Origin of the sequence: Oscillatoria sp. FACHB-1407, assembly GCF_014697545.1 — a bacterium.
In the GTDB taxonomy this organism is placed as follows: Bacteria; Cyanobacteriota; Cyanobacteriia; order Elainellales; family Elainellaceae; genus FACHB-1407.
This window is the reverse complement of record NZ_JACJSA010000052.1, coordinates 1-12,538: the sequence shown is the minus strand read 5'-3', so window position 1 is coordinate 12,538 and position 12,538 is coordinate 1. Positions and strand designations below refer to the sequence as shown.

At 45.7% G+C, this 12,538-nt stretch carries 6 protein-coding genes; 4 read left to right on the top strand and 2 right to left on the bottom strand.

Features of this window, described 5'->3' with window-relative positions:
* On the top strand, window positions 1-3,987 hold a 3,987-nt coding region (locus H6G89_RS33870; RefSeq protein WP_190514420.1), incomplete at its 5' end, for an RHS repeat protein.
* A 277-nt stretch (window positions 3,988-4,264) separates the two neighbouring features.
* Here H6G89_RS33870 and H6G89_RS33865 read toward each other — a convergent pair.
* Window positions 4,265-5,686, bottom strand: coding sequence for a serine/threonine protein kinase (locus tag H6G89_RS33865; RefSeq protein ID WP_190514419.1), 1,422 nt, complete (start codon window positions 5,684-5,686; stop codon window positions 4,265-4,267).
* A 320-nt stretch (window positions 5,687-6,006) separates the two neighbouring features.
* Between H6G89_RS33865 and H6G89_RS33855 the strand changes: the two genes are divergently transcribed.
* The 3 genes from H6G89_RS33855 (at window position 6,007) to H6G89_RS33845 (ending at window position 9,096) form a co-directional block, all read left to right on the top strand.
* Entirely contained in the window at window positions 6,007-6,255 is a 249-nt protein-coding gene (locus tag H6G89_RS33855; protein ID WP_190514417.1) for a hypothetical protein, read from the top strand.
* Between the two features lie 787 nt (window positions 6,256-7,042).
* Window positions 7,043-8,410, top strand: coding sequence for an IS4 family transposase (locus H6G89_RS33850; RefSeq protein ID WP_190514416.1), 1,368 nt, complete (start codon window positions 7,043-7,045; stop codon window positions 8,408-8,410).
* Between the two features lie 533 nt (window positions 8,411-8,943).
* Window positions 8,944-9,096: a hypothetical protein gene (locus H6G89_RS33845; RefSeq protein WP_190514415.1), complete on the top strand. Its 153-nt coding sequence runs from the start codon at window positions 8,944-8,946 to the stop codon at window positions 9,094-9,096.
* 1,009 nt (window positions 9,097-10,105) lie between these two features.
* On the opposite strand, the gene H6G89_RS33840 is transcribed toward H6G89_RS33845, so the two are convergent.
* Window positions 10,106-12,073, bottom strand: a complete 1,968-nt coding sequence (locus tag H6G89_RS33840; RefSeq protein ID WP_190514414.1) for a protelomerase family protein — start codon at window positions 12,071-12,073, stop codon at window positions 10,106-10,108.
* Between the last annotated feature and the right edge of the window lie 465 nt (window positions 12,074-12,538).

Genomic DNA, 12,538 nt, shown 5'->3' with positions numbered 1-12,538 from the left:
AGTGTGAGAAATGCTGATGGCACTTACCTCAACTCCATTAATGGTCAGTACTCAGGCGTCAATGGCACAGGCTATAACCCCGCCAATCCAGAGTATGGCAGCGTTTACATCCTGACGACTAAAGATGGCACTCAGTACGAGATTGATGCTCGTAGCGGAGATCTGCTCAAGGTCACAGACCTCAACGGCAACTCGCTGACCTACACTGACGCGGGTGTCTTCAGTTCTACCGGACAATCCATCACCTTTGAGCGTGATGCTCAAGGGCGGATTGTCTCGGTGCAAGACCCGATGCAGGAGTACATTCGCTACGAGTACAACGCTCAGGGTGACCTCATCAGCGTAACCGACCGAGAGCAAAACACGACTCGGATGGAGTACAACGGCGAACGCCCCCACTACCTTGATAGAATCATTGACCCACTCGATCGCCCTGGGGTTCGCAACGAGTATGACGAACAGGGTCGATTGCAGTTCATGGTTGATGCTAAAGGCAATCCGGTGGAGATGAGTTATGACCCCACTAACTCCACTCAAACCGTGTATGACCAATTGAGGAATCCGACTACCTACGTTTATGACGAGCGCGGTAATATTCTCACGGAAATTGACGCCGAAGGGCAAGTTACCACACGCGCCTATGACGAGGACAACAACGTCCTGACTGAGACGATCATTACCGCAGAGAGTGGTCCTGAAGGTTGGACAACGACTTATACCTATGACGATCAGAGAAATCAGCTCACTCAAACGAATGCACTCAATCAAACAGACTATTACACCTACAATGCTCGGGGTCAGCTTTTAACCAACACCAATTCTCTGGGTCACACCACCAGCTATACCTTTGATGCACGTGGCAATGTCGCGTTTATGACCGATGCTACAGGTTACACGATCGCCTACACCTATGACCGCTTTGGTAATTCTCTGACCATCAATGAAGGTGCCAATGACATCACCACCTTTGAGTATGACCAGTTTGGTAATAAAACGAAGGAGATTGATGCATTAGGGCAAGTCACAACCTTCACCTACGATGTCAACGGCAATCAACTGACTGAAACCACGACGCTGACCACCCCAACCGGAGTTCGCACCTTAACAATAACCCGCACCTATAACGACGAGGGACAGGTTGAGTCGGTTTTAGATACGGAGAATGGCTTGACTCAATACGGGTATGATGCCAATGGCAATCAAGTGTTTGTTGTTGATGCTGAGGGTCGCCGTACTCAGATGCGCTATAACGAGCGCAATGAGCTGATTGAGACAATCTATGCCGATGACACTCCCAACGACGATACGGACAATCTCCGCTCTACCGTTGAGTATGATGCAGTCGGCAACAAAGTAGCGATCTCTGATTGGGCAGGTAATATCACGCGCTACAGCTACGATGCACTCCGGCGTCCAACAGGAATGGTGTTACCGGACGACACTCCCAATAATCTCTTAGATAACCTACAGACTGGAGTGGAGTATGACCAGGCAGGGCGCATGACTACTCTGATGAAAGACGGTGTCCGCACTGAATTTGAATATGATGCGGTTGGGCGAATCGTGCTCACTCGAAACATCAATGCTCAGGGTCAACGCCTGGAGACCAGAACAGTTTATGATGCCGCAGGACGCAAGATTTCAGAAACTGACCCACTCAACCATACCACTCGTTTTGTCTACGATGAATTAGACCGACTGACTGAAACCATCTTTGCAGATGGTAGTCGCAGCCGAACAACCTATGATGCATCGGGTGATGCGATCGCCACAACCGACCAGCTAGGACGTACTACTTCCTTTGACTACAACGTGCTTGACCAGCTAACGGCTGTTGTCGATGCCAAGCAGCAGCGCACAACCTACCAATACAACGAAGCGGGTAATCTGGTCGCTCAAACGGATGCCAATAATCGCACGACGCGATACGAATATGATGGGTTAGGACGACGCACAGCCATCGTTCGGCCCATGCTGCAACGCTCGGAAATGGAGTATAACCGAGTTGGCAACCTGATTGAGGTGACAGACTTCAACGGTGAGGCCACGCAGTATGAGTACAATAGCCTCAATCAATTGACCGCAAAACACTTCTTAAGCGACAACCAATCGGTTGAGTTTACCTATACAACAGCAGGGAGACGAGACAGTGTCACCGATGAACGAGGAGTGACTCAATATCTGTACGATGCGGCGGGTCGATTGCTGACTCGCACGGAACCCGACAATACGACCATTGCTTATACCTATGACGATGTCACTGGTCAAGTAGAGACGATAACCACTCCGTCGGGCACCACCACTCATCACTATAGTGCGCTGGGACAACTAGAGCGAGTCATTGCCTCAACTGGAGAAACGGTCTATACCTACAACGCGGTTGGCAATCTGGCTGAAACAATTTTGCCTAATGGAGTGAGGCAAACCTATCAGTATGATGTGCTCAATCGAGTCACAGCAGTAGAGACAAAAGATGCAACAGGGACGCTGCTGTCGAGCTACGGTTACACCTATGACTTGGTTGGTAATCGCACGAGCGTCACGGAACTCAATGGACGACGGGTAGAGTTCACCTATGACGAACTCTACCGCCTCATCAAGGAAACCACCACAGACCCAACAAACGGCAACCAAATCATTGAGTATGCCTACGATAATGTCGGAAACCGCATGAGGCGCACGGACTCTACCGAAGGAGTAACAACTTATGTCTACGATGCAAACGACCGTCTCACCAGTACCGCATTAGGAGGGGTGGCGACCACCTACACTTATGACAACAACGGTAATCTCATCACCGTTCAAGCTCCAGGGCAGCAAACCCAGTATGGCTGGAATCAAGAGAATCGCTTGGTAGAAGCGGATATCACCACAGGTGGCACCACTCGTCAGGTGGACTACCAATACGATGCTGATGGCATTCGAGTCTCATCCACTGTAAACGGGCAGGAAACGCGCTATTTAGTGGATGCCAATCGTCCCTATGCAGAAGTGCTTCAGGAATATGCACCCAATGGACAAATTGGAGTCTCCTATGTGCATGGTCATGAATTGATTTCTCAAGATAGGGCAGGTGATACATCGTTCTATACCCATGATGCTCATAGTGGAGTCAGGCTGCTGAGCAATGAATCAGGGCGAGTGACCGATACCTACACTTATGATGCTTATGGAAGTCTGTTGCGCTTCAATGGAACAACAGAAAACAACTATCTGTATCGAGGGGAGCAGGCTGACCCCAACATTGGAATGCAGTATCTCAGAGCTAGATACTATGACCAAAACACGGGACGCTTTGCTAGTACTGACCCCTTTGAAGGGTGGCAGGAACAACCAATGTCAAGACATCGGTATATGTATGGAAATGGCAATCCGATTAGATATATTGATCCATCAGGAATGTTTAATTCAGAGCTTACAGTAGCTCTCACAATCTCATACGCTCTATCTTCAGCAATAACAGCAGGTGCTCAGTTTATAGTTGGCAGAAATTACGATCGTATTCACGGTAGTATCGCTTGGGATGGTGATGCAAAAAGCTTTGAATTTGGTTTTCCTGAACACATGGGCGGAGGAGTTCTCTCTGGTGGAGTCTTCATTATTGAGGCCACATCAGAATTTGTTGACCGTCGACAAGAACGTGGACGTTGGTTGATTGTAGCACCTGGTCTTTCTGTTCCTACTCCACCTCCCTTTAATGAAATTCCTGATTTAAGCTTCACCTATGGTTCAGTTGCAATATCTTCACCAAGAATCTTAGGTCCGCATGTTCGAATTCTATCGGGTGGTTTTCTAGCATTATCAGCAGGTATTGTTACTGGTGCAGGATTTAGCCACGAAAGTTATATTATGGGATATGGAACAGTGCGATCTGACCAAATTCTAGGGCATTGGAATATGTCAGTTGGTTACGACATGGGAATTGATATCTTTTCTGGAATCTCATATCCTATAGCTTGGGAATCTTTGGTAGGGAATGACAACTAGAACGTAGAAAGGGCAGTAGTATTTCAACCTTTTAGATTTGCTGAGAAATAGGTAGAGAGCCGAAATTAAATGATGTTTTGGGCGCGGCTGTAGTAGGCTTGGCGGATCTTAGTAATAAAGTTTACTTGTGGTTGTTCATTTAGCAACTAAAATTATCAATGAGGTTTGCCACAGGAAGGTTTCAAGAACTGTCGAGCTTTTATCAGATAACTCTATTAAAAGATGTAAAAATAGCCTAGAGGATGAAAATCTAGGCTATTTTTTCTTTGGTTAAGAGTTAACCTGAGGTCAACCAGTCTTGAATTTCTTGTATTATCCACATACATTCAACTTCAGTTAAATTCCAATCCAATAGATAGCTACGAGATGTACGTATTGTGACTGCCCACTTTCTTTCACCTCCGCTTCCAGTTCTCTGAGTTGCCATTACATATTTAATCGCTGAAATTGAATCCCATACCTCTAGTTTAGTCGGCTTTGAATTACCTCCAAAGGAGGTATCTTTTCTGATTTCAAATCGATTCCGTTGAAGATCAAAGTAGAGATGTGTCCTATTTGGAAAATTGGATACGATTATTGGCAGTGCAAAACGAAGCAAAGTAAAGTATGCAAAAATAGAGAAAGCAAAAAGAGAAGCTATAAAGCTTGAGCTTACTAAAACCCACTGTAGAGTAAACATAATTAAGACTGCAATGAGTCCAGCTCCTAAGAGCATGAAGAGAGGGTAGTTGGATTGAGATGGCTTGATTGGATGTATTTCTAGACGAGCCGATGTCTTCTTAAGCACAACTTGATTAACTGAGGGGCGAGACAATTTGGTAGAATTTCTAGGCTGAAGAGTTTGTATTGAGTTAACAAAATTGACTTTTTTAGAATCAGAATCTTGTTTTGTGTTTAAAGAAGCGAGTGCTTGACGAGCTGACCTAAATCGCTTCTCAATAGAAGGCTGAGTCATCTTCTCAATCCATTTAATGAAGTCAGAGTTGATGCTAATGCCATCTCTAAAGCAGATTTGCAAATCTTTTTGAGGCAACTCTGCTGGGGCAACCCCTGTTAATAAGTGAATTAATGTAGCACCGAGCGCGTAGAGATCGGATGCCGGAACTGCCTTGCCACCGAATTGTTCTAAAGGAGTATAACCAACCGTCCCAACTACAGTAAACGTTGTTCCAGGTAAGGCCACATTTGACTGAACAGCCCCAAAATCAATCAAATGAATTTGTTTATCCTGATCTAAAATCAAATTACTGGGTTTGATATCTCGATGTAATACAGGTGGGCTCAATTCATGTAAATGAATTAGAATTTGTAAGATTTCTCTGGCAATCCTATGCAGTTCTTCTTCATTAAATTTATATCCCTGTTCAAGGGCTTCCTTTAAAGTTGTTCCCGGAATATAATCTTGCACTAACCCCCACCAAAGGGAATCTGAGTGATTCGGTTGATCAACTTTGAAATAGTCTTGATATTTAGGAACTTTAGGATGATTAAGGCTCTTCAGCACTTGAGCCTCACGTTCAAATAACTTGAGATCATCCCACTGTAATTCGGCGTTAAATATTAGAAGCTTTATAATCACGGGTCTATTTGGTTGTGTTACAAAGTCCCTTGCCAACCAAGTTTGCCGTCCTCTTCGAGTAATGCCTAATTGTTGCTGAAGCTCGTAACGTTGTTGCAAGATCTGGTTTGCTGTAAACACGTTAATTACTCTAGATTATTCTAATGAGGAGATTACCCAAAAATTAGTGGAATAAGCGCGGAACAAGCAATGTAAATAATAGTTTACCTCAAGAATTTTGTTGGGTACTTTAATCGCTTGGGTACGGTCACTCTGCAATCGGGTGAAACGATTACGTATGACTATGACGGGGCAGGTCGAGTTCAATCAGAAGTGACCAGAGCCGCTGATGGAACGGTGACAGGTACCCTTAGGAGTCTTAAAGTAATAATTTGCGTAACTCCTTTGTTCAAGCAGGCAAGGAATGATTAGGCTGAGGAAAGCGATTTTCAACCTTTCCTATGATTCCTGATTCTGTAGTCAAGCAGATTGAGGAGAAGTATGACCAACTCAGTCCTTATCTAAACGAGCGTAGTCGTCGATTATGGGCGGCAACGGAAGCAAGGGCTTTGGGCTTTGGTGGTATCCTTGCTGTTCATCGAGCCACGGGTATCAGCCAAAATACCATTCGTGCCGGGTTGAAGGAACTGGAACGGGAAGCAGATGATTTACCGCCTATGGAGCGCATTCGCCAAGTAGCTATGCATTAGTGGCATCTTTCTACACACATTAGGAGAGAGGCAGAAGCGAGGTACAGCAAGGGTTTAGTGTTTTGAGATAGAATAGACTCAGTGTGAGACTAAAGGGAATTGCAACAGAAGTACAAAGAAAAAGAGAAGGGAGATGAAGAGGATTAGAGAAGAGATAAGGAAAGAGAAGGAGAGTAACGACGAGATTTCTGAGGACTTAACAGAGCCAGGATCGTTATGTGTCAGGAGTTTGAAGGGAATAGAGGAATGAATTAAGAAGAGAAGTAAGGAAAAGGCAAGGGAAGTTAATGAAAGGGGTAAGAAACTTCAAAAAGGCGAGAGTGATGCAAAGGAGTAATCGAGGTTAGGAGGGTGAAAAAGTTAGCTAAGGATAGCTAGATAAAGATAGGGATAGAGGGAGAGAAGGGAGGTAAGTGGAAGAGAGGAGGTGGGCAGAGGAAAGGCTAGAAGGCGGATGGTGCAAAGGGAATTGAAGAAATAAAGGGTAAGAGAGAGCGATTGGTTTTGGGATGAGGAAGCGGAGATTAAGCGAGGGATTGTGGGTAAAAAGGGTTGAGGAGAGCAGAGAAGCGGGCAATGATTGAGAGAGAAGGTGGAAGAAGTTGGATCAATTTGGCAAAAGGGAGGAATTGAGAGGCTGAGAAGCTTATGGGAGAGGGATTTAGAGGAAGAGGTTAGGGAGAGAGGAATTGGCGAGGAGCGGAAAAGGATAAAAGAAAGAGGGTGAAAAAAGGGAAGAGGGAGAAAAGGGTTTAGGCTCAGATGCACTGAGAAGGAAGGTGCATTGATGAGTTGGGCGAGCGAAGAGTTAGCGGGAACAGATTTAGGGGATGAACGGTTAAATCGGCGGTTAGTGAGGATTGTGGAGGATTTGAGTGCGCGACCTGGAGCGAGTGTGCCCGTGGCGAGTCGAGACAGTGCAGCATTGCAAGGGACGTATGATTTCTGGTCGAATCGACGAGTGGGTGTGGAAGACATCTTAGGTGGACATCAAGCGTCAGTGATGAGACGGGCGCGAGAGAGTGGGGTAGTATTAGCGATCCAAGACACGAGCGAGTTGGACTATAGTGAGCACCGAAAAGGGACGAGAGGGATAGGACCGATCAGCGACCCAGAAGCGCGAGGGTTGAAGCTGCACACGGTATTGGCGGTGAGTGAAGCAGGCGTACCGTTGGGGATATTGCACCAGCGGATGTGGAGTCGAGGGGAGCAAGTTGGGACGAGAAAAGCGAGTCGGCAGCGGCGAATCGAAGAGAAGGAGAGTGTGCGGTGGCTGGAGAGCTTAGAGGAGACGGAACGGCTACTTCCCGAAGGAGTGCGGGTGATTACGATCGCGGATCGCGAAGCGGACATTTATCAGTTGTTTGCCCAACCGCGCCGAGCTCAGTCAGAGCTATTGATTCGAGCGGCACAAAACCGGAATACGAAGCGGAGCGCCTTTAGCGAGGAAGTGCAACCGTTATTTGAGGTGATGGCAGGAAGTGAGATTGCCGGGGAGCTGGCGATCGAATTGCAGCGAACGCCGAAGCGAAAAGCGAGGCGGTGTGTTTTGACGGTGCGGTATGCGCGAGTGTGGTTGCAGCCGCCTGTGCATTTAAGTGGAATGGGCGCGATCGAGATGTGGGCGGTGTTAGCGGAAGAGGAGAAGCCGCCAGAGAAGGAAAAGGGAGTGCGATGGTTGCTGCTGAGTACGGAGGCAGTGGAGGACTTAGCAGGCGCGTGTGCAAAGTTGCGACAGTACACGTTGAGGTGGACGATAGAGCGATATTTTTTTGTCCTCCAGAGCGGTTGTCGAGTGGAGGAGTTGCAGTTGGAGGAGAGCGAGCGGCTAGAGCGAGCAGTGGCGACGTACAGCGTTGTAGCGTGGCGATTGATGTGGATGATGTACGAGGCAAGGCGAGATCCGGATCAAAGCGTGGAAGGGATATTAGAGACAGTAGAGTGGCAGGCGTTGTACATGGTGGTGCATCGGACAAGGGAGTTGCCTACAGAAGCGCCAAGTTTGGGGGAATGTGTGCGATGGATTGCGAAGAAGGGCGGTTTTTTAGGACGCAAAGGGGATGGGGAGCCAGGGATCAAGACGCTGTGGCGGGGATGGGTAGTGGTGAGTGAAGTGGCAGCATTTTGGCAGGGGATGCAAGCAGAATTGAGATAGAGCGGAGCAGGGGTAGGGTAGGGAAAAAGGGAGAGAGAGCGGGAGAAACGGGTGACAATGTAAAGAAAGATGCGATAAAAGGACAAAGGAAGTGGAAGAGAGCGGGGACTCCTGGGAATGTGAAGGAGACGGGGGATCGATCGCTTGGAGGCAATGGTACTTATGTACTGTTTTTGAGTAAAAACAGTCAAGAATTAAAGTGTGGAGCGAATTAGTAGGCTTATCCTTACTTCGGTTATTCTTATCAATATGGTTAATTGTCACTCTGGTTATTCTTATCAGTAACAGTTGCCATAAGGTTATCATTATCAAAAAGTATGTTTAACTGGTTGTAGACGGATAGGGCGAGTGATAAGGTGCGAGTGAGAAGAGAATGAAGAGAGATAGACGAGAGAGAAGAGAAGCGATCGAAATAAGGAAGAGAGAAGTAAGAGTAGAAGATAGAGTTAAGTAGAAGTAAGTTAATAAGAGAAAGAGTAAGCAGTATAGTTTTCAAGAGAGAACTAAAGTAATGCAAGTAAAGAGAGAAATAGATGATTACTTGCGTGATTATTTTGATAGAGGCTAAGGTATCGACAGCGCGTTATCTGATGGGTGTAGAGGTAGAGACAGTTGAGGGAGGGGCGATCGGGTGGTTGGGAGAGAGTTGGTTTTGCCAGCCTTGTGTCCTTGCCACAGGGTTATGAATATTTTTGCGTTTAGAGCGAGAGAGATGCAGTTTTGCGTTGAACGCTGAATTTCCGGCTCGTAGAGGGTCTAATTCCTCAGAAGAGAGTGGATTGCCCTTGAGGTGGTCACGTTCCTGTTACAGCTGTGCCTTCAGGTATTGTCGCGTATCTTGAAGAATGGGCTAATACGTGAATGGGGAGAAGAAAGGTGCGATCGCTAAGTTTAGCTAGAAAATCTCAATGGTTTGAGATTGCTATTGTTGTGCCTCTCGCTCATTGGCGTTGGTCTTGCGCTAACTGTCGTGCAGGATCTGAAATGCTGGATATCTAGCTTCTGAATGAAGAATACTTTGTGAGACGAGCAACAAAAGGCAAGAGATGTGACACATATTCAAGAAGTGTAGAATTTAAACTTTAGGAAATGTTTTAGGAAGATGTTTGTGATAAATTCCTTGATTTCTATATTGATTATTGATAATTCTAGTTCTTCGAAGCTCTTGGAAAAGATAATAGTCTCTATACCTGCAATATTTATGCTATTGTCTGCACGTCAATGGGACTTTAAAAATAGGGTGGAGGAATCGTCTTCAGACTTTAATCAACAATTTAATAAACTTGCTTTTGTGAATGGATTTGCCATCTTTACTACAATTTTGACAGTAATTGCTTGGAAGGTTTTAGAGAATACAACGTCTAATTTGAATAATATGTTTCTTATAGTTAGTTTTCTGACATTAACCACATTGTTAATTACTTATAAAATAGTACTTGTAAAAAAGTTGTAATCAATAGCTGTAAAATAACGAGTTGCAACGACAGTGAAATCAAGTCAACCTCGTTAAGCCAAATGAGTTTGAGCCGATTGTATAGAGTAAGCGGGAAGACTGTCGCGTCTCTCGATAAATAGGCTCATACGCGAATTAGGAGAAGAGGGGATTGATCGCTAAGTTAGTTAGAAAACCTCAATGGTTAGAGATGGGTATTGAACGGAATTCAACAGGATTGATACTGCTGACAAAGCAGCGTATTAGAGCACAATATCTTCAGTGATTGGTAAGTTGTGACGGCTATTGTGCCGCTGACCTAGCCCATGCTTATGATGGTGAGCGTCAATTTCTTGCTTTCGGCTTGCCATTGCCGCTTGCACTCTTCCTTGAGAGGTGGAATAGCCACTGCCTCTGATTAAGGAGAGGATGACGGGAACAGAGATAAACCACTTGTGATTGAGGTCGTGTGAGGGGTCATCATTCCAAGCCATGATGAGGTCGATCGCCTCGTTGATTTTGTCGAGCGCCTGGTCTTCATTTCGGATGCGTTTTTGACCAGTAGCTACTGTTGTTTGTCTGGGTGATGCAGGTTGAGTTACTGGAGTAGCGGGAGGAGGAGCGATCGCCTCAGGAGCCGGAGTTGTGGACATATCAGTGCCCCCTCCTAGCATTTGTTTAATCTGTTGGAACTGAGCTAGTTCAGCTTTTAATCGCGCATTTTCAGCTTTGAGTGCTTCCAGTTCTGCCTGGTTATGAGACTGATTGTGCAAGCCTTCTAGTTTTGCTTGCGCTTGGTTGCGTTCGGAAGCGAGGCGGAGATTTTCCTCTCGGAGGCGTTCGACTTCTGCTGTGAACCACTGGAAGGTCGAGCCAAGAGATTCGATGGAAGAAGCGATCGAGGGAGTTTTGTCATCTTGTAGGAATCTCACGACGGCTTCAAGGACTTCCGCGTAAGAGCCATCGGTATTGAGCTTTTTAGCGGTGATTTCTTTAAGTTGGTGCATTAGCTCAGAGGGCACAAAAGCGCGGGACTTGCGGGTTTGGGAAGGTGTTTTTGATTTGGAAGCGATCGCCATTGGTGGATTCTCCTGAGAAGCTTCAATTGTTGTTTGTTCTGGCTGAAATTCGACTGTGTTAGGGAGCGTTCCGAATTGCTCTAGCAAGATGCCCTTTTCGTTAAGCTGCTGCCCCTGTGCCCCGATAAGGCGGTAGTGAAAATAATGTTCGGTTGCCCCGGCATTCTTACGGCTGGCAAGTTCACGTTCTCCAATGATGTGACCTAAATGGGCTTGCACAAAGCGATGAGTTGCTTGGTTTGGTGGGCAAAAGTAGTGAACTGCAATTTCGGCATAACAGCCCCGTAAGTTATGGGCAGAAACACTCTTTTCCCCTGTCAAAACTGGAATGATTTGTGCGTCTTCAAACTCCTGTTTGATGTGATGGCGCACGGAAGTATTGAGCCGTGAATTGATTTCATCAGGCGAGAGTTTTGCAAGTTCTTGAATTCTAGGATGCGCTCTAAACTTATCCAGTACTGCTAGAACCTGATCGCTTTCAATTAATGTAGCGATCAGGAAAGTTTGAGCCTCATCAAGATTTTGAACGCCTTTTTTGAGTTGTCCCCGAAAAGCGATCGCATAGGGATGAGTGGTTGATTTAAATTCGCCCTTAGCGACGATTTCGCTGAATCTGCGACCTGTGAGCGCTAAAAGCCCTACTGCCCATTCATAAGGGGTTTCTGCTTGAAGTAAGTCCTTTGCTTTGGTGATAAAGTGGTTAGCGCGAATGGGTTGTAAATCGTCCTGCTTTTGGTTGTTTGCAGCAGTAGTTTTCTCTTTGAGCGTTTTGTGAACCTCGTTAGGGTAAAGCAAGTATTTGAGTCCCCAATGTTGGTAGACTTTGCCAAATTCGTTTGGCTCTAGATTTTGCTTAGGAAGCCGACCTTCTTCTAAAGCGAATGAGATTGCTTTGCGCCATTCAGGAAGATACTGGTTTGCGATACTGCCGACAGGATAGCCTTCTTCGAGGAGTGCAATTTCGTCTTTGCAGAGAGCGATCGCGTCTTGTTCTGAGTCGCATTGGGCAAGTTTATCAACGAAATGCAGAGCCAATTCGGAGCGTTCCTGTCTAGTTAATTTAGTGCGTTCACCGTGAGCGATGCGATCGCGGAAGCGGTTGACTAGATCCTTGCGGGTATTGTTGTGGGGGTAAGAGGTCGGAGTACGCATGAGGAGTTGCAATGCTTATCATTATCCCTATCATATTCATTCATATCAAGTATTGTCAAGCGCGATCGTTTTTCAGTAGAGCTTGAAGGGCTTTATACACAAGCTTCTTACACCACAAGAGATTGATAAGAAGATTAAAACAATGATTAATTGATAAGAATAGCGATCGTTTTGAATAACTTATCAATCAAAAGCAGTTTCAACAAAGATAAGGTATGCAGTGTTAAAACCGATAAGGATATATTCGACAGGGTAAATATATCAAATCCTGAAATGCTTATATAGCAACGCTTTGCAGGTTTGTATTTTTAAGAGGGACAGCGATGCTTTATAGGAAACAGGCGATCGCTTTTTATATTCCTTATCATAATGGGCGATCGATAAGTATATTAAATAGTGATAGGCGATAAGATATTTGTATCGATAGGTATGTATAGCTTTTTGGTTAACCAAAAAGCTATACAT

Excerpts from the sequence above, each read along its gene's own strand:
- H6G89_RS33850 (WP_190514416.1), top strand. The coding sequence starts at position 7,043 with ATGAGTTGGGCGAGCGAAGAGTTAGCGGGAACAGATTTAGGGGATGAA.
- H6G89_RS33855 (WP_190514417.1), top strand. The coding sequence starts at position 6,007 with ATGATTCCTGATTCTGTAGTCAAGCAGATTGAGGAGAAGTATGACCAA.
- H6G89_RS33840 (WP_190514414.1), bottom strand. The coding sequence starts at position 12,073 with ATGCGTACTCCGACCTCTTACCCCCACAACAATACCCGCAAGGATCTA.
- H6G89_RS33845 (WP_190514415.1), top strand. The coding sequence starts at position 8,944 with ATGATTACTTGCGTGATTATTTTGATAGAGGCTAAGGTATCGACAGCG.